At 66.8% G+C, this 17,809-nt stretch carries 12 protein-coding genes, 1 other RNA gene and 2 pseudogenes; 10 read left to right on the top strand and 5 right to left on the bottom strand.

The window, feature by feature from the left end:
• The first annotated feature begins 1 nt into the window (after position 1).
• The 3 genes and pseudogenes from phoU (at position 2) to phoR (ending at position 2,747) form a co-directional block, all read left to right on the top strand.
• On the top strand, positions 2–703 hold the full coding sequence (gene phoU, locus BSY239_RS07825; RefSeq protein WP_069046350.1) for a phosphate signaling complex protein PhoU: 702 nt from the start codon (positions 2–4) through the stop codon (positions 701–703).
• Entirely contained in the window at positions 700–1,431 is a 732-nt protein-coding gene (gene phoB, locus BSY239_RS07830) for a phosphate regulon transcriptional regulator PhoB (RefSeq protein WP_069046351.1), read from the top strand. Before phoU ends, phoB begins: the two co-directional genes overlap by 4 nt.
• Positions 1,428–2,747 (top strand): annotated as a pseudogene (phoR, locus tag BSY239_RS07835) (phosphate regulon sensor histidine kinase PhoR). Before phoB ends, phoR begins: the two are co-directional and overlap by 4 nt.
• A 7-nt stretch (positions 2,748–2,754) precedes the next feature.
• On the opposite strand, the gene BSY239_RS07840 reads toward phoR, so the two are convergent.
• From BSY239_RS07840 to trxA, 4 genes are all read right to left on the bottom strand, one after another.
• A complete protein-coding gene (locus BSY239_RS07840) occupies positions 2,755–4,482 on the bottom strand; it encodes a hypothetical protein (protein WP_069046352.1) in 1,728 nt (575 codons plus the stop codon).
• A gap of 141 nt (positions 4,483–4,623) precedes the next feature.
• Positions 4,624–4,887: a type B 50S ribosomal protein L31 gene (locus BSY239_RS07845; RefSeq protein ID WP_056274744.1), complete on the bottom strand. Its 264-nt coding sequence runs from the start codon at positions 4,885–4,887 to the stop codon at positions 4,624–4,626.
• Positions 4,888–4,986: 99 nt separating this feature from the next.
• On the bottom strand, positions 4,987–6,249 hold the full coding sequence (gene rho / locus BSY239_RS07850; RefSeq protein ID WP_056274742.1) for a transcription termination factor Rho: 1,263 nt from the start codon (positions 6,247–6,249) through the stop codon (positions 4,987–4,989).
• Between the two features lie 184 nt (positions 6,250–6,433).
• On the bottom strand, positions 6,434–6,766 hold the full coding sequence (gene trxA, locus BSY239_RS07855; protein WP_056274740.1) for a thioredoxin TrxA: 333 nt from the start codon (positions 6,764–6,766) through the stop codon (positions 6,434–6,436).
• Between the two features lie 121 nt (positions 6,767–6,887).
• Here trxA and BSY239_RS07860 point away from each other — a divergent pair, with 121 nt between their 5' ends.
• The 3 genes and pseudogenes from BSY239_RS07860 to BSY239_RS07870 all read left to right on the top strand — a co-directional run bounded on the left by BSY239_RS07860 (position 6,888) and on the right by BSY239_RS07870 (position 14,189).
• Positions 6,888–9,533 (top strand): PD-(D/E)XK nuclease family protein, encoded by a 2,646-nt coding sequence (locus BSY239_RS07860; protein WP_236944158.1) that lies wholly within the window; start codon positions 6,888–6,890, stop codon positions 9,531–9,533.
• Complete coding sequence (locus tag BSY239_RS07865; protein ID WP_069046353.1) at positions 9,530–12,880, top strand: UvrD-helicase domain-containing protein; 3,351 nt, start codon at positions 9,530–9,532, stop codon at positions 12,878–12,880. The genes BSY239_RS07860 and BSY239_RS07865 overlap by 4 nt, the downstream gene beginning before the upstream one ends.
• A pseudogene (locus tag BSY239_RS07870) lies at positions 12,877–14,189 on the top strand (TIGR03862 family flavoprotein). The gene BSY239_RS07865 and the pseudogene BSY239_RS07870 overlap by 4 nt, the downstream one beginning before the upstream one ends.
• Positions 14,190–14,227: 38 nt before the next feature.
• Here the strand turns inward: BSY239_RS07870 and ffs are convergent.
• An RNA gene (gene ffs / locus BSY239_RS07875) (signal recognition particle sRNA small type) lies at positions 14,228–14,324 on the bottom strand.
• A 73-nt stretch (positions 14,325–14,397) separates the two neighbouring features.
• Between ffs and dnaX the strand changes: the two genes are divergently transcribed.
• From dnaX to BSY239_RS07895, 4 genes are read left to right on the top strand one after another with little or no spacing between them, the layout of a single operon-like run.
• Positions 14,398–16,305, top strand: a complete 1,908-nt coding sequence (gene dnaX, locus BSY239_RS07880; protein ID WP_069046354.1) for a DNA polymerase III subunit gamma/tau — start codon at positions 14,398–14,400, stop codon at positions 16,303–16,305.
• 37 nt (positions 16,306–16,342) lie between these two features.
• On the top strand, positions 16,343–16,675 hold the full coding sequence (locus BSY239_RS07885) for a YbaB/EbfC family nucleoid-associated protein (RefSeq protein WP_056274724.1): 333 nt from the start codon (positions 16,343–16,345) through the stop codon (positions 16,673–16,675).
• Between the two features lie 15 nt (positions 16,676–16,690).
• Positions 16,691–17,305, top strand: a complete 615-nt coding sequence (gene recR, locus BSY239_RS07890) for a recombination mediator RecR (protein ID WP_069046355.1) — start codon at positions 16,691–16,693, stop codon at positions 17,303–17,305.
• A 35-nt stretch (positions 17,306–17,340) separates the two neighbouring features.
• Entirely contained in the window at positions 17,341–17,745 is a 405-nt protein-coding gene (locus tag BSY239_RS07895; protein WP_069046356.1) for an MAPEG family protein, read from the top strand.
• Positions 17,746–17,809 lie beyond the last annotated feature (64 nt).

A 17,809-nucleotide genomic window follows, 5' to 3' on the forward strand; every position in this document is an offset into this window, starting at 1 on the left:
CATGAGCGACAAACACATTTCCAGCCAGTTCGACGCCGAGTTGAACTCCATCTCTTCCCAGGTCCTTGAAATGGGTGGCCTGGTCGAATCCCAGCTGCACCAGGCGGTGTACGCCCTGGTGCACATGAGCATGGAGTCGGCCGAGCAGGTGATCGAAAACGAGAACCGCATCAACCAGATGGAGCTGCAGATCGATCACGAGATCATCTCCACCATCGGCCGGCGCCAACCCACCGCGCGCGATTTGCGGTTTCTCATGGCGATCTCGCGCACCACGCAGAACCTGGAGCGCGCGGGTGACGAAGTCGCCCGCATCGCACGCATGGTCAAGTCCATCATCGAAAACGGTTCACCGCGCAACCTGCCCAGCTCCGAACTTCGCGTGGCCGCCGACCTGGCCTCGGCCCTGCTGCGCAAGACGCTGGATTCGTTCGCGCGGCTGGACACCACCATGGCCGTGGCCATCATCAAGGGCGACAACGCCATCGACGACGAGTACAACGGTTTCCTGCGCAAGCTCATCACCTACATGATGGAAGATCCCCGAACCATCTCGCCCAGCCTGGACCTGCTGTTCCTGGCCAAGTCGATCGAACGCGTGGGCGACCACGCCAAGAACATCGCCGAGCAGATCATCTTCATTGTCAAAGGTGAAGACGTTCGGCACACCCCCATGTCCCAGGTGGAGTCGGTGGTCGGATGAGGAAGCTGCCCAGAGTCCTCGTGGTCGAGGACGAACCCTCCATCGCCGAGCTGATCGCCGTCAACCTGCGGCACAACGGCTTCGCGCCCACCGTCGTGTTCGACGGGGTGGCCGCGCAGCGCGAGGTGGACGCGGTGTTGCCCGACGTGATCCTGCTCGACTGGATGCTGCCCGGTGAAAGCGGCGCCTCGCTGGCCCGCGGCTGGCGCAAGAACGAGCGCACCAAGACCATCCCCATCCTCATGCTCACCGCGCGCAGCGACGAAAGCGACAAGGTGCAGGGGCTGGACGCAGGTGCGGACGACTACATCACCAAACCGTTTTCAACCCAGGAGCTGCTGGCGCGCATCCGAGCGGTGCTGCGCCGGCGCGCGCCCGAAATCGTCAACGACTCGGTGCAGGTGGGTGAACTGGCCCTGGACGCGGCCACCTACCGCATCACGTTCCGCGGTTCCGAGCTCAAGGTCGGGCCCACCGAATTCAAGCTGCTGCACTACCTCATGAAGCACGCAGAGCGGGTGCACACCCGTGGTACGCTGCTCGACAAGGTCTGGGGAGACCATGTTTTCATCGAGGAGCGGACCGTGGACGTGCATGTCAAACGATTGAGGGAATCACTGGGTGAAGCCTCCGGCATGATCGAAACGGTGCGTGGTGCGGGCTACCGGCTCACGTCGATGAACAACACCGGGCGACCGGCGCAGGGCACCCCCATCTCCGCCACATGACCCGGCGCGCCATCGAGCTGTTGCTCCTGGTCGCACTGGGAGCGGTGCTGGGCTGGACGCAGGATTCACCGGGCTGGACCTTTGCCGGAGCGCTGGTGGGCGCGCTGGCATGGTCGGTGCTGGATGGCCTGCGCGCCCGCAGCTTCCTGCGTTGGCTCAACAAGGCCGACGTCACCCGCCAGCCGCGCCTCTCGGGCACCTGGGGCGAGATGGTGGACCGCTCCCGCAAGCTGATCAAGAAGCTGTAGAAAAAGGCGCAGAACAGCGACGCCCGGCTGGAGGATTTTCTGGCCGCCATCCAGGCCTCGCCCAACGGCGTGGTGTTGCTCGATTCCGCAGGCCGCATCGAGTGGTCCAACCTCACGGCGGCCAACCACCTGGGTTTTGATCCGCAACGCGATCTGGGTCAGTACGTGCGCAACATGGTGCGAAATCCGGCGTTCACCGCCTACCTCGCGGGTGGTGAGTTCAACCACGAGATCCAGATCGACGGCATCGGGCCGCGCCCCTCCCAGCCATCCAAGATCTCGCTGCAGATCCACCCCTACGGCAAAAAGCGCAAGCTCATGATCACGCGCGACGTGACGGCCGTGCAGCTGGCAGAAACCATGCGCCGCGACTTCGTGGCCAACGTCTCGCACGAGATCCGCACACCGCTGACCGTTCTCAGCGGCTTTGTGGAAACCATGCAGAGCATCCCGTTGGAAGAGGCCGATCGCACGCGTTACCTGAGCCTCATGAGCCAACAGGCCCACCGCATGCAGACGCTGGTGAGCGATCTGCTCACTCTCTCGCGGCTGGAAGGCAGCCCCGCACCCGGGCCGGGCGAGTGGATCGACGGCGAAGAACTGCTCACGCACGTGGTGCAGGAGGCCCGGGGTCTGACCCAGGCCATCTCGACGACGCAGCACCGCATCGAACCGGTGCCCGGGCCCGCGATCTGGGTGTCGGGTGCCAAGACTGAACTGCTCAGCGCCATGTCCAACCTGCTCAGCAACGCCGTGCGTTACACGCCAGGCGGTGGACTCATCGAGACCGGCTGGCGATTGCGCAGCGACGGCTGGGTGGAATTCTTTGTGAAAGACACCGGCCCCGGCATTGCGGCTGAACACCTGCCGCGACTGACCGAGCGCTTCTACCGTGTGGACCGCAGCCGTTCGCGGGAAACCGGTGGCACTGGTCTGGGTCTGGCCATCGTGAAACACGTGGCCCAGCGCCATGGTGGCCACATCGACGCCGACAGCACGGTGGGCGAAGGCTCCCGGTTCGCGATCGCCTTGCCGCCCAACCGGGTGCGCGAGCGCGTCACCGGCTGAGCCGGTTTCAGTTGCCCACGCGCTGGTAGACCAGCAGGCTTTCCTTGCTGTCGGTCAGGCGGCTGACCGTGGACTTGAAGGCCCAGTGGGTGAGTTCGACGCGTTGGTGCAACGTGGCCTGGCTCGCGGGGGCCACCACCATGCTTTGGCAATCGGTCCCTGCGTTGCCACCGCTGCGCACCAGCTTCAGTGCACCGTGGTACTGCAGCGCCGCAATCTGCGCTTGGCTCAAGCCGTCCACCACCACGCAGCCTTGCGCCGGCACCAGCGTGGCAATGCGCCGCGACACCGGGCCATAGCTGCGGCCAAAGTCCAGCAGGGGCAGCCACAGTGTCATGAGCAACAACCAGCACAGGGTGCTGCCTGCGGCGGGCAACACCAGGCTCTTCCACAGCGCCTGACGGTGTTTGCCCACGCGCCATGCCACCAACCAGAGCCAGGCACCGGTGGCCACCGCGCCCGCGAGGAACAACCACAGCGAGAACTCCGGCACAAAGCCGGGCGCGAGCTTGGCCACGTTGGCCGCGGGCTTGGCCGGCACACCGGTCTGCATGGCGAACCAGATCACCCAGATGACCAGTGCGCAGCCCGAGAAAAAGAGCAGCGTGAACCAGTCCACCAGGGCCGAAACGCTGCGCCTCAAGGTGGGCAGCGCAAAAGCGGCGAGTGCCGCCAAAGCGGGCAGGGCCAGCAGCAGGGCACGGTCGCGCTCGGGCGAGAGCGCGCTGTCCACCACGCTCACCACGGCCGCCCACAAAGGCAGGGCCACATGGGGCCGCAGCAACTGATGCCGCCAGCGCCACAGCGTCCAGAGCACCAGCGGCCAGGCCGGCCAGGTGAACCAGACCAGCAACTTGCCCCAACTGCGCCACTGCACCTGCGCCAGCGCGGTTTGCAGGGCCGGCACCGGCACCTGCCCGGCCAGCGTCGAGAGAACCAGGATCAGCACCAGCAGCGAGGCGGCCCAAACCAGGGGATCGCGCTGCGAAGGTGCTTCGTCTGAGAGCCACGCTGTGTCGGGTTCGCTGGCGTGGCGGCGTGAGAGCCACAGGATCAGCAGCAGGCCGCCGCCCAGCGTGGTCGCGATCCACGGCGCGCCGCTGAACACCAACGCAAGCAGCGTGACAGCCCACAGGCCGACGCTGCGCAGCGGTTGTCGATGGCCCGTGTGGGCCATTCGAGAGGCCGTCAGGAGCAGCAACGACACCAGCGCGAGCCGTGCCAGGTCGGGCGTGGTCTCATGCGACAGCTGGGCCAGGCCCAGACAGGCCATGAGCGCGAGCAAGCCGGCGTCGGCCAGCGCACGCGCGTAGTCCGTGGGTTTCGCCTCCCCGCCAAATGCAAACTGAACCGGCTGCGCAGCCGGCTGGCGCGCGAGGTGGTAAACCGTGTACCAGGTGCAAACCAGTGTGAGGGCCAGCAGCATCGCAAAAGGAACGCGGACGGCGAACTCGGGCGAGAGGAAGGGCAGCAGCTTGATGAACGCCGCCCCGAGCCAGTAAGGCAGCGGGCCGGCCTCTTCAACCGCCACCCCCAGGACCCGCGGGCTCCACCAGTCGCTGTGGCCCGCGGCCATCTCCAGCATCACACCGAAGGCGGACACGTCGGCGTTCTTCCAGGGTTCGCGCCCCAGAAAGCCCGGCAGCACATAAGCGACGCAGAACAGGAAGAGGGCGATCCGCGGCAAGCGGCGCACGGCCGACTGGGTGACGATGGCGGGGGTAGGCTGGTTCACTGCGGGGAATATACAAGGCGCCCGAGACAGCGGGACGGCAAGGAGGAATGCGCAAGACAGGCGAAAAAAAAGCAGCCGGGCAACCAGCTGCTTTTCTTGTGCAGGACGCAGCGCCCCGCAGGACGCTGACCGGCCAGCCGCTTACTTGGCGGCGGGCGTTGCCTTGCCATAGCGGTTGCGGAAACGCTCCACACGACCACCCATGTTGTCCACGCTTTTCTGCGTGCCGGTGTAGAAGGGGTGCGATTCGCTGGAGGTGTCCAGCTTGTACAGCGGCAGCTCGCGGCCGTCTTCCATCTTGATCATCTCTTTCGTGTTCGCGCACGAGCGGGTCACGAACTTGAAGCCATTGGAGAGGTCCTGGAAGCAGACTTCGCGGTAGTTGGGGTGAATGCCGTCTTTCATGACGTGTCCTTGAGGTTCAGGTGCGGCAGCCGCAGGGAAACCATTTCCCTGTACTTGTCGCAATTAGCAAAGCCTGCGATTTTAGCAGGAATGTCCGAATCAGCCGCCCCGACGCATCATGTCGAAGAATTCGGAATTGTTTTTGGTGGATTTCATGCTCTTGAGCACCATCTCCATCGCCTCGATTTCGTCCATGTTGTACATGAACTGGCGCAGGATTCGGGTCTTTTGCAGGATCTCGGGCTGCAGCAACAACTCTTCGCGACGGGTGCCGCTGCGGTTGAGCTGGATCGAGGGGAACACGCGTTTCTCGTACAGGCGGCGGTCCAGGTGGATCTCGCAGTTGCCGGTGCCCTTGAACTCTTCAAAGATCACCTCGTCCATGCGCGAGCCGGTGTCCACCAGCGCGGTGGCGATGATGGTGAGCGAGCCACCTTCCTCGATCTTGCGGGCCGCACCAAAGAAGCGCTTGGGGCGCTGCAGCGCGTTGGCGTCCACACCGCCGGTGAGCACCTTGCCGCTGGAGGGCAGCACGTTGTTGTAGGCGCGGGCCAGGCGGGTGATGGAGTCGAGCATGATCACCACGTCCTTGCCGAGTTCGACCAGGCGCTTGGCGCGCTCGATCACCATCTCGGCCACGTGCACGTGGCGCGCCGCGGGTTCGTCGAACGTGGAGGCGATGACCTCGCCGCGCACGGTGCGCTGCATCTCGGTCACTTCTTCCGGGCGCTCGTCCACCAGCAGCACCATGAGCACCACCTCGGGGTGGTTGGCGGAAATGGCATGGCAGATGTGCTGCATCATGACCGTCTTGCCGCTCTTGGGCGGCGCCACGATCAGCGCGCGCTGACCACGGCCGATGGGCGCAATGATGTCGATGACACGGCCCGTGATGTTCTCTTCGCTCTTGATGTCGCGTTCCAGGCGCATCTGTTCCTTGGGGAACAGCGGCGTCAGGTTCTCGAACATGATCTTGTGCTTGTTGTCCTCGGGAGGCAGGCCGTTGATCTTGTCAAGCTTGTTGAGCGCGAAGTAGCGCTCGCCGTCCTTGGGAATGCGAACCTCGCCCTCGATCATGTCGCCGGTGTGCAGGTTGAAGCGGCGGATCTGGCTGGGCGAGATGTAGATGTCGTCGGTGCTGGCGGTGTAACTGGTATCGGGTGCACGCAGGAAACCGAAGCCGTCGGGCAGCACTTCGAGCACACCGTCGGCGTACACCAGCTCGCCGCCCTTGGCGCGCTTTTTGATGATGGCGAACATCAGCTCCTGCTTGCGCATGCGGCCGGTGTTTTCGATCTCAAGCGCTTCAGCCTGCTTGAGGACTTCAGACACGTGCAGTGCCTTGAGTTCGTTGAGGTGCATGGAATTCACTCCGGGAGGGAGTTGGGTCGGGAACCGGGGGAGGGGGCGCTGGCGTCCGGATGTCGGACGGTGCGCAGATGAGAGGCGGGGTCTGTCTCGGATCCGCCTGCGGGAAATTATGACAGGAAAAGAATGCCGCTGAAAAGGTGCCCGGGCATTGCACCCAGGCACGCGTCGAAGGAAATCAGGCCAGTTGCTGGTCGATGAATGCGGTGAGCTGGGCCTTGCTCATGGCGCCGACCTTGGTCGCGGCCAGCTGGCCATCTTTGAACAGCATCAGCGTGGGGATGCCGCGGATGCCGAACTTGGCGGGCACGTCGCGGTTGTCGTCGACGTTGAGCTTGGCGATCTTGAGCTTGCCGTCGTAGGAGCCTGCCACTTCATCGAGGATGGGGGCAATCATCTTGCAAGGGCCGCACCACTCGGCCCAGAAGTCGACCAGAACGGGCGCCTGTGCGTCCAGCACGTCGGCCTGGAAGCTTGCATCGGAAACATGTTTGATCAGGTCGCTCGCCATGATTCATCCTAAAAAACGTTGAATGGGGAGGTTAAAGTTTGGGCACATGCGCGGGCTTCAAGAGCTTGAAGGTCACAGCCGGCCAACCGGTCCGCGCCATTGTGACAGAAACCCCCATTTCATGACGCCAGCCAACCCGCCTTCCGAATCCGGTCTTCCCGCCTCGCCCGGGCAAGAAATCGAAGGCGGTGCCAGCGGTTGGTCATCGCTGATCGCAACCCTGTCCCGGATGCTCGCAGAGCGTGGCATCGAGGCCGGCAGCGCGGTGGTTCTGGTGCCCTACGCACAGCTCATGGACGTGGGCCGGCGCGCCTGGTCCACCCACCATCCCGATGGCTTTGCGCCGAGGTTCGAGTCGAGCCGCAACTGGGCGGCATCGCTGCAGCCCTTCATGCCCGGCCCCACCGACCTGACCATGGACATGGCGCGCGACAGCCTCGTGGCCTCGGCCTTCATCGATCGCGTGGCGCCTGCGCGGGCCGACGCCGAGTTGCGCGCGGTCATGGTCACGCGCCTCGTGGAAGCGGCGCGACAACTCGCGCCCCTGGCCGCCGCGCAGCCCCCCGAACACCGCGCAGCCTGGGCCGAATCGTTGCGCCAGGACCTGTTGCCGGGCCCGGCCTCGCTGCAGTGGGAAGGTTTGGTGGCCACACTGGCGCTGACCTGGGCCAGCACATCCGCCTATGCCACCGACGTGTTGTGGAGCCCGCAGGCCCGTCCGGGCTCGGGCGCGCAGGCGCTGGTCATGCTGCAAGGTTTCCAGACCGATCCGCTGGCCGCTGCGCTGGTGAAGCATTGGGGAGCGCGCGTGCTGAACCTGTCGTGGAGCCTTGACCCTTCAGGTGACCCGGATGTCGCCCTGCACGCTTGCGGTGACGCCGAGGACGAGGCGCAGCGGGCTGCTGCCTGCGTGATCGCGCGCATCAACCAGGGCCATCAGCCCGTGGCGCTCATCGCCACCGACCGCCTGCTTATGCGGCGCATCAGCGCGCTGCTGCATGGTGCTGGCGTGGCAGTGCGCGACGAGACCGGCTGGAAACTCTCCACCACCCACGCCGCCGCCCAACTCATGAGCCTGCTGCGCGCGGCGTCACCGCGTGCTTCCATGGACGATGTGCTGGATCTGCTCAAACAAGCGCCACGCTGGCCAGAGGAATCCGTGCTCATGCTGGAGCAACTCGCTCGCGAAGCCGGTGTGTCGCAGTGGCGCGCCGCCGTGCGCACGGCCAGCCTGGCACATGCCTTGCCGGAAGGGCTGACCGACATCCTGGGCGCCCTGCAGGCGCCTCGCAGTCTGGTGCAATGGCTGGATGCGGGGGCGAAAGCCTTGAAGGCCACCGGCTTGTGGGACGCGCTTCAGGCGGACGCGGCAGGTCAACAAGCCTTGCAGGTGCTGCGGCTGGAAGAGGGCGCAGCGCGCGAACTCGCCGACATCGACGAAGCCTCGCTCACGGCTGCGACCAGCCGATCCTCCGGGCGCAAGCCGCTGGCCCCGTTCGCGGCCTGGGTACGCGACGTGCTGGAGGGCGCGACCTTCATGCCGCGCGGCACCGGCGAGGCGTCGGTGGTGATCCTGCCGATGGCGCAGATGCTCGGCCGCACGTTCGCCGCCACGGTGGTGCCCGGTTGTGACGAGGTGCACCTCAACCCCAGCCCCGAGCCGCCGGGCTCGTGGACGGCAGCGCAGCGCGAGTTGCTGGGCCTGCCATCGCGCGAGACCCTGGCCCTGGCGGCAGCGAGCGCCTGGCAGTCGTTGTTGCGCATGCCTCGGCTGGACGTGTTGTGGCGCACACAGGACATGGGTGAGCCGGTGATGCCGAGCGCCTGGGTGCTGGCGCTGCAATCCGAGGTTGCGCACGGCTCAGACGACCCGCGCACACCGACGGCGCTGGTGTCAGCCCCTTCCGTGCGCCCCGGGCCCTCGGCCGCCGACGTGTTGCCCGGCTCGCTGTCGGCCAGCGCCTACCAGGACCTGCGCGATTGCCCCTACAAGTTCTTTGCATTGCGCCAGCTGCGGCTGGTCGATGCACCCGAACTCGCAGCCGAGCCCGACCAGCGGGACATGGGCAACTGGCTGCACGCGGTGCTGCGTGCGTTCCACGAACAACGCGGTGATGCACGACCCGGTGTCGATGCCGACCGTGCGGCGCTCGACCAGCTCGCCCTGGAGACCGCAGCTGCCATGGGGTTGAACGCGGGCGAGGGTGGGGCGGGCTTCCTCCCTTACGAGGTGGTGTGGCCCGCCACGCGCGATGGTTACCTGGAATGGCTGGCCACGTTCGAAGCCACCGCCGATCGGCCAGGTCCACGTTTCGTGGAAGCTGAAGCGGTCATGACATCCAGCGTGGGCCCGTGGAAGCTCTACGGCAAGCTCGACCGCGTGGACGCGCAGGACAGCCCGGAAGGGCCGATCCCGTTCGTGATCGATTACAAGACCGAAAGCCGCAAGACCACCACCGACCGCTTGAAAGAACCGCTGGAGGATGTGCAGCTGGCGTTCTACGCGGCGCTGCTGCCCGACGACACCTTGCGCGCTGCCTATCTGAGCATCAACGACCGGCCCGGCTCGACCGCGAACGACGGCGCCACGAAACTGGTGGAGCACACCGAGGTGCTGGAGGCGCGCGAGCAGTTGCGCGTCGGGCTGTCGCACGACATGGCCCGTGTGGCCGCCGGCCACCCCATGCCCGCGCTGGGCGAAGGCCGCGTGTGCGAGTTCTGCAAGGCGCGTGGCCTGTGCCGCAAAGATTTCTGGAGCCTGGCATGAGCGGGGCGGCCTACCAGATCAACGGCGCACCGGTGTCGCGCGAAGCGTTCTATGCGCTCGCCTGCGACCCCGCGCGCAGCATCGCCGTGGAGGCCTGCGCCGGCGCGGGCAAGACCTGGATGCTGGTCTCTCGCATCCTGCGCGCGCTGCTCGACGGCTGCGCACCGCAAGACATTCTGGCCATCACCTTCACCAAGAAGGCCGCGGGCGAAATGCGCAAGCGCCTGGGCGAAGAGCTGCGGCGCTGGGCCTACCTGTCCGATGCCGAACTGGTCGATGTGTTGCAGCAACGCGGCCTGAGCGCCGCCGACGCCGGGCGCCGTGTGCCCGAGGCCCGCAGCCTGCACGCGCGGGTCACGGCCCTGGGCCGGCCGGTGCAGGTGCGCACCTTCCACAGCTGGTTCGCGGCCCTGCTGCGCGGCGCGCCGCTGTCGGTGCTGCAGGAACTGCAGTTGCCCGTGCTGTACGAACTGCTCGAAGACGACACGCAGGCGGTGGAACAGGTGTGGCCGCGTTTCTACGGTGCACTGGCAGCGAGCGCAGCCGACCGCCAGGACTTTGTGGACGCCGTGACAACGCACGGACGTTTTCAGACGCAGCAGGCGCTGCGAAAGGCCTTGCAGAAACGCGTGGAGTTCGCGTTGGCCGATGCGGCGGGCGTGGTGCAAAGCTCGGTGGATGCGATGGCCGAGCGGTTTCCCGAGTTCGCCGGTTTTGACGATCCGCTTCAATGGCTGGTGGACCACGGACCCTCCCACAGCCTGCTGTCCGGCGCCGCCATCGCACTTGGCCGGGCCAGCGCCGTGACCTTTGCCGCCAAGGGTGTCGAGCTGGAAAAAGCCCTCACCGGCCTGAACGGCGCCGGCGTGATCGACGCGCTGCTCACGCAGAAGAACGAACCGCGCAAATTCAGCGACAAGCTCGCCGGCATCGAGCAGGTGCGCGCCGCGCAAGAGCTGGTCATGCGCGTGCTCGCCGCCCGCTCGCAGCACCAGGCCTGGTTGCACCACCAGCGCATGGCCAGGCTCACGCGGGTCTTGCTCACCAGCTTTGCCGCGCTCAAGCACGAGCGAGGCTGGGTCGACATGAACGATGTGGAGTCCGCCGCGCGCCGCCTGCTGGGCGACGCGGAACTCTCGGGCTGGTTGCAGCAGCGGCTGGACGCGCGCGTGCGCCATGTGCTGATCGACGAGTTCCAGGACACCAACCCGCTGCAGTGGCAGGCGCTCTACGGCTGGCTCTCGGCCTACGCCGGTGCCGGCCCGGGCGAGGCGCCTTGTGTGTTTCTGGTGGGCGACCCCAAGCAGTCCATCTACCGTTTCCGCCGCGCCGAGCCGCAGGTGTTCAAGGCCGCGCAGGCCTTCGTGGTGCAAGGTCTCGCGGGTGCGCTGCTCAGTTGCGACCACACCCGCCGGTGCGCACCCGCCGTGGTGGACGCGCTCAACAGCGCCATGCTCGCTGCCGTGCAGGCTGGGGAATACAGCAGCGACTTCCGCCAGCACACCACCGAGAGCCACGAGCCGGGTGAAGTGGTGGCCTTGCCGCAGGTGCCGCGCAGCGCACGCGAGCGCGACGGCGGCGCTGGCGGTGAAGCCACCTGGCGCGACAGCCTGACCACGCCACGTGTGCTGCTTGAAGACACCATGTCGGCGCTGGAGGCGCGCCAGGCGGCCGACTGGATCGCCGCCGAGATCGGCTCAGGCCGTTTGAGCCCCGACGGCCTGATGGTGCTGGCGCGCCGTCGCGAGCGCCTGGCCTGGATGTTCGAGGCGCTGCGCGAGCGCGGCATTGCCAGCGAACAACCCGAGAAGCTGGACCTGTGTGAATCTCCCGCGGTGCAGGATGTGGTGGCGCTGCTGGATGCGCTCGTGTCGACCCGCCACGACCTGAGTCTGGCGCGCGCGCTGAAGTCGCCTTTGTTCGGCTGGAGCGACGAGGCGCTGGCCTGGGTGGCCCGCTTGCAGCAGCACTGGACCGTGCGGCCCGGCGCAGACGCCAAACCCGTCAAACCCTCGTGGTGGGCTGTGCTGCAGCACTTCGCCGGTTTGCCCGCGCACGAAAGAACCTCCGTACCGTCGGTGCCCGACCCGATGGCGCAGGACTTCACCGACACCGCCGCGCGGCTTCTGCGCTACCGCCAGTGGGTGCACAGCCTGCCGCCGCACGATGCCCTCTCCGCCATTTACGGCCACTGCGACGTGCTCGCGCGTTTTGCCCAGGCCGTGCCCGCCAGCCAGCGCGCCGGCGTGCTGGCGCAACTGCGCGACCTGCTGGCCAACGCACTCGCGCAGGACGGCGGGCGTTTCCTCACCCCCTACCGCTTTGTGCGCGCGCTCAAGGCCGGCGGCATCAAGGCCACGCCCACGCACAACCCCGGCGCTGTGCGCCTGCTCACCATTCACGGCGCCAAGGGCCTGGAAGCCGACACCGTGCTCATGCTCGACACCGACACCGGCTCTTCGCGGCCCGAGAGCATGGGCGTGCTGATCGACTGGCCGGGCGAAGCACCGGTGCCCAAGCGCTTCGTGTTTCTGGCCAGCGAGAAGAACCCGCCGGCTTGCGCCGCCAGTGCGCTTGCGCAGGAACAGCAAGCCCGTTCGCTGGAAGAACTCAATGCCTTGTACGTGGCGCTCACGCGGGCCGAGTCGCGCCTGGTGATCTCCAGCTTCGAACCACACGCACGCGGCAACGCGACCACCTGGTACGAGCGCTTGTTGCCGCTCACACAACCGCTGGAGGCACCGCCTGAAGCAGCAGGGCACGCGCTGGCCGACACGTCAAAGACCGATGCCTTCAGCCTGCTCGCGCTGCCGACGTTGACGCAGGTTGCCGGCACGGCAACTCCCGCGCCTGTCGACCCTCTGCCAGTCGACGACGAGCGCACCCGCATCGGTCTCGCACTGCACCGCCTGCTGCAGTGGCATCCCACACCCGCGCAGGGCTTCGACTGGAGCGCCGCCCACACGCAAGCCGTGGCCCGCGAGTTCGCGCTCAGCCCCGCCCAGGCCACTCAGGCGCAAACCATGGCGCGGCGCATCGTGCAAGGCGAAGCCGCGTGGGCCTGGGACGGTGCCGTGGTCGACACCACCGGCAACGAGGTCGACATCTTTCATGCAGGCGAGCTGCTGCGGCTGGACCGCCTGGTGCGCCGCGCCGACACCGGCGAATGGTGGGTGCTCGATTTCAAGAGCGCGGAGAACCCGGAGCTGCAGCCAGACCTGCTGACGAAAATGCAGCGGTATCGTCAGGCGGTCCAATCCGCTCGGCCGGGCGCCACGGTGCGTCTGGCCTTCATCAACCTGCACGGTCGACTGATCGAACTGCAAGACCCATCGATCACCTCATGAACGACCTCAACGCAAAGCCATCCCTCAACGTGGACGTGGCCATCGTCGGCGGCGGTCCCGCCGGTCTCATGGCCGCCGAAGTGCTGAGCCGTGCCGGCCTCGCCGTGCACCTGTTCGACGCCATGCCTTCGGTCGGGCGCAAGTTTTTGCTGGCCGGCAAGGGCGGCCTGAACCTCACGCACGCCGAACCGCTGGACGACTTCGTCACCCGTTACGGCGCGGCACAAGACCGCGTGCAGCCCCTGCTGCAGCACTGGGGGCCACAAGCCGTGCGCGACTGGGCCACCGGCCTGGGCATCAGCACCTTCGTGGGCACATCCCACCGTGTCTTCCCCACCGACATGAAAGCCGCGCCCCTGTTGCGCGCCTGGTTGCATCGCCTGCGCCATCCCGGCGAAGGTGGTGCGCCTGTGGTGTTCCACATGCGCCACCGTTGGCAAGGCTGGAGCAACGGCAATGGCGGACCCCTGGTGTTCCATGCGCCGTCCGGCCAGGTGCAGGTGCAAGCCCGCGCCACCGTGCTTGCCCTGGGGGGGCCAGCTGGGCGCGCCTGGGTTCGGATGGCGCCTGGCTGCCGTGGCTTGAAGCGGCCGGCGTGTCGGTGAGCCCGCTGCTGCCGAGCAACTGTGGCTTTGAGGTGGCCGGCTCGGCCGCCCACGGTGTGGCGCAGGGCTGGAGCACGCACTTCAGCGAACGCTTCGCCGGTCAACCGTTCAAGTCGGTGGCCATCCGCGCCACCGACAGCCAAGGTCAGCAGTTCCACCGCAAGGGGGAATTCGTGGCCACCGCCACCGGCGTCGAAGGCAGCCTGGTCTACGCCGCCTCCAGCCTGCTGCGCGACGAGATCGCGCGCACCGGCCAAGCCAGCTTCGAACTCGATTTGTTGCCGGACCGCAGCGCCGAGCATGTGCTGGCTCAGGTGCGCCACCCGCGCGGATCGCGCAGCTTGTCAAGCCACCTCAAGAGCCGGCTCGGGCTGGACGGCATCAAGATGGGCATCCTGCACGAGCGGCTGGACAAGGAGGCGATGCACGATCCGGTCAGGCTCGCGCAAGCGATCAAGTCCTTGCCCATCACCGTGAGCGCAACCCGTCCGATCGATGAGGCGATCAGCAGCGCGGGTGGTGTGCGTTGGGAATCCCTGAACCCGGACCTGATGGTCGAGGCGAAGCCCGGCTTGTTTTGCGCGGGTGAAATGCTGGACTGGGAAGCCCCCACCGGTGGTTATCTGCTCACGGCCTGCATGGCCAGTGGTGTGGTGGCGGGGGAAGGCGTGGCGCGCCACCTTCATCAGACCGGCCCACTCTGAAAATAGAAACGCGCCCCGGGGGCGCGTTGGTCGAATAAGGTGACGAGCCTTGACCCCGGCACTGGATTCACAGTTAGGGCTGCTTGGTTCCCCACCTGACCCGGTTGGCCGCTTCACCATGCGGGAAGGCCCGTCGAGGGTGATTGTAGGCGATGCGCTGTGGTGTCGCAGGGCTTGGGCCCACAACCCGCCGCTTAGAATCGACCGCATGTCCTATGTCGTTCTGGCCCGCAAATACCGCCCGCGCAATTTCACCGAAATGGTGGGTCAGGGCCATGTGGTTCAGGCCCTCTCGAACGCACTGACCACCCAGCGGCTGCACCACGCCTACCTGTTCACCGGCACGCGCGGCGTGGGCAAGACCACCGTCTCGCGCATCCTGGCCAAATCGCTCAACTGCCTGGGCACGGACGGGCAGGGCGGCATCACCGCCGAACCTTGCGGTGTGTGCCAGGCCTGCACCGACATCGACAGCGGCCGCTTCGTGGACTACACCGAACTCGACGCCGCCTCCAACCGCGGCGTGGACGAGGTTCAGGCGCTGCTGGAACAGGCGGTCTACAAGCCGGTGCAGGGCCGCTTCAAGGTCTTCATGATCGACGAGGTTCACATGCTGACCAACACGGCGTTCAACGCCATGTTGAAGACGCTGGAAGAACCGCCCGAGTACCTCAAATTCGTGCTGGCCACGACCGACCCGCAAAAAGTGCCGGTCACCGTGCTGTCGCGTTGCCTGCAGTTCAACCTGCGCCCGATGGCGCCCGAGACGGTGCAGCAACACCTGGTGCAGGTGCTGCAGGCCGAGCAGGTGCAGGCAGACACCCAGGCGCTGCGCCTGATATCGCGCGCGGCGCGCGGCTCCATGCGCGACGCGCTGTCGCTCACCGACCAGGCCATCGCCTTTGGTGGCGGCCAGTTGCAGGAGTCCACGGTGCGCCAGATGCTCGGCGCGGTGGATCGCTCGTATGTGTTGCGGCTGATCGATGCTTTGGCGCGCGCCGATGGCGCGACGGTGGTCGACACCATCGACGCCCTGCGCCTCAACGGCCTGAACGCCGCCACCACGCTGGAAGACATGACCGGCGTGCTGCAGCGCATGGCGGTGCTGCAGGCCGTGCCCGGTCGCGCGCCGGCCGATGGTCTGGAAGATCCCGACGAGGTCGAGATCGAGCGCCTGGCGGGCAGCCTGCCGGCGGACGAGACCCAGTTGCTCTACAGCCTGTGCCTGCACGGCCGCGCCGAACTCGGCCTGGCCCCCGACGAATACGCCGGCCTGACCATGGTGCTGTTGCGGCTGCTGGCGTTCAAGCCCACGGGCGCGGCGGTCGCCGCGGCGGAAAAAAAAACTCTGAAAGTCGCTGAAGCTCGGCCGCCGGCGACGGTTGTCGCCGCGCCAGCGAGTGCACCGGCGGCAGCGCCCGACGCACCGGTTGCGGCGGCATCCGCGCCGAAGCCTGCACCGGTCGTGCCTCCCGTTGTTGCCGCGCCGGTGCAAAAATCCGCGCCGGTCGCCGCCCCCGCCAGCGCGGCGTCGGCACCACCCGAGCTGGACGAGGCACCCTGGCCCGACGACGACGGCCCGCCGTGGGAGGAGATCCCCGACACCGCACCGACCCCGAGCCGCACCGTGGCGATTCCGGTGCGCGACGCGGGCGAGCCGGGCCGCGCCGACCAGCCGCAAGTCCGCGTGTCGGCAGCGCCCTCGGGGCTTGCGCCGATCGTGCCGAGCGAGGAGGGCGACTTCTGGTTCGATGCCGTCATGCAACTGGTGCGCGCCGAGGCGATTTCGGCGCTGGTGCGCGAACTCGGCCTGCAGTCGCAACTGGTGGCGCGCGACACCGACCGCTGGGTGCTGCGCGTGGAGCGTGAATCGCTCAACCAGGGCAACAGCCGCGAGCGCCTGGCCACCGCCTTGCAGACGATCGGGCATCAGGTGCGCCTGGTGGTCGAGATCGGCACCGTGTCCGACTCACCGTCTCGGCGCCTGGCGCTGGAGGCCGAGCGGCTGCAGCGCGAGGCCGAGGCGCAGATCCTGGGCGATCCGTTTGTGCAAACCATGATGCGCGACTTTGGCGGCAGAATCGTCCCTGGCACGCTCAAGGCCGTATGCGCCTGAGCTCTCTCATTCCATCCCACACAGAAAGAAACACAGCATGTTCAACAAAGGACAACTCGCCGGCCTCATGAAGCAGGCCCAGGCCATGCAGGACAACCTGAAAAAGGCGCAGGACGAACTGGCTTTCGTTGAAGTCACGGGCGAGTCCGGTGCCGGTCTGGTCAAGGTGCTCATGACCTGCAAGCACGATGTCAAGCGCATCACCATCGACCCCAGCCTGCTCACGGACGACAAGGACATGCTCGAAGACCTGGTGGCCGCGGCCTTCAACGCCGCGGTGCGCAAGGCCGAAGAGACCTCGGCCGAGAAGATGGGCAAGATCACCGCCGGCATGCCGGGCCTGCCCGGTGGCATGAAGTTCCCGTTCTGATCGCCACCGCATTGCATGGCCGAAGCCCATTCCCTTGAGCATCTGGTTCAGGCGTTGCGCCGCCTGCCGGGGGTGGGCGTCAAGTCGGCCCAGCGCATGGCATTTCATTTGCTGCAGCACGACCGCGAGGGGGCGTTGGCCCTGGCGCGGGCACTGGACCACGCGGCCGCCACGGTGCAGCACTGCGCGCTGTGCCACACCTTCACCGAAGACACCCTCTGCCACACCTGCCTGGACCCGCGGCGCGACCGCAGCCAGTTGTGTGTGGTGGAAACGCCGGCCGATCAGGCCGCCATGGAGCGCACGGGCGCGTACAAGGGCCTGTTCTTCGTGCTGATGGGCAAACTCAGCCCGCTGGACAACGTGGGTCCCAAGGACATCGGCCTGCAGAAGCTGTTTGACCGCATCAACGCGCCGGCGCAGACGCCCACCGGGGTGTCCGAGGTGCGTGAGGTGATCCTGGCGACCAACTTCACCGCCGAGGGCGAGACCACCGCACACGTGATCGCCCAGGCGCTCAAGGGGCGCGGGGTGCAGGTGACGCGGCTGGCGCGCGGCGTGCCGGTGGGCAGTGAGCTCGAATACGTGGATCTGGGCACCATTGCCCACGCGCTGGTGGATCGGCGCTGAGCCACAGCGATTCCCTTTCTTGAAAGAACCAACCCATGAAACTGGCGGGACTGACCGTGGCTTATTGGTGCGTGCTGGTGGCATCGCTGTTGCCCATCGTGTGCGCGGGGCTGGCCAAGTGGGGCATGTTCGGCACCCCCAGAAGCAAGGGCGGCTACGACAACCACCATCCGCGCCAGTGGCTCGCCAAACAGACCGACTGGCGCGCCCGTGCCAACGCAGCGCAGGCCAACAGCTTCGAGGCGCTGCCGTTTTTCATCGGCGCGGTGATCATTGCGCACCAGCTCGGCGCCTCGCAGCTGCGGCTGGACGTGCTGGCCTTCCTCTACATCGTGCTGCGCCTGCTCTACATCATGATGTACGTGGCCGACCTGGCCACGGTGCGCAGTGTGTTGTGGACGCTTGCGCTGGTGGCGAACATCGCCATCCTGTTTGCCTGAAGCGCGGCGCCTGTTGGAGCCGTTACATCGGCTTGCAAAAAATACCCTGAAATCGCTCCGTACA

The organism is Hydrogenophaga sp. RAC07, from assembly GCF_001713375.1.
Classification (GTDB): Bacteria; Pseudomonadota; Gammaproteobacteria; order Burkholderiales; family Burkholderiaceae_C; genus Hydrogenophaga.

Bases quoted from the DNA above. Each gene is read 5' to 3' on its own strand.
- BSY239_RS07860 (WP_236944158.1), top strand. From the start codon at position 6,888: ATGACGCCAGCCAACCCGCCTTCCGAATCCGGTCTTCCCGCCTCGCCC.
- rho (WP_056274742.1), bottom strand. From the start codon at position 6,249: ATGCACCTCAACGAACTCAAGGCACTGCACGTGTCTGAAGTCCTCAAG.
- dnaX (WP_069046354.1), top strand. From the start codon at position 14,398: ATGTCCTATGTCGTTCTGGCCCGCAAATACCGCCCGCGCAATTTCACC.
- recR (WP_069046355.1), top strand. From the start codon at position 16,691: ATGGCCGAAGCCCATTCCCTTGAGCATCTGGTTCAGGCGTTGCGCCGC.
- BSY239_RS07865 (WP_069046353.1), top strand. From the start codon at position 9,530: ATGAGCGGGGCGGCCTACCAGATCAACGGCGCACCGGTGTCGCGCGAA.
- trxA (WP_056274740.1), bottom strand. From the start codon at position 6,766: ATGGCGAGCGACCTGATCAAACATGTTTCCGATGCAAGCTTCCAGGCC.
- BSY239_RS07845 (WP_056274744.1), bottom strand. From the start codon at position 4,887: ATGAAAGACGGCATTCACCCCAACTACCGCGAAGTCTGCTTCCAGGAC.
- phoU (WP_069046350.1), top strand. From the start codon at position 2: ATGAGCGACAAACACATTTCCAGCCAGTTCGACGCCGAGTTGAACTCC.
- phoB (WP_069046351.1), top strand. From the start codon at position 700: ATGAGGAAGCTGCCCAGAGTCCTCGTGGTCGAGGACGAACCCTCCATC.
- BSY239_RS07895 (WP_069046356.1), top strand. From the start codon at position 17,341: ATGAAACTGGCGGGACTGACCGTGGCTTATTGGTGCGTGCTGGTGGCA.
- BSY239_RS07885 (WP_056274724.1), top strand. From the start codon at position 16,343: ATGTTCAACAAAGGACAACTCGCCGGCCTCATGAAGCAGGCCCAGGCC.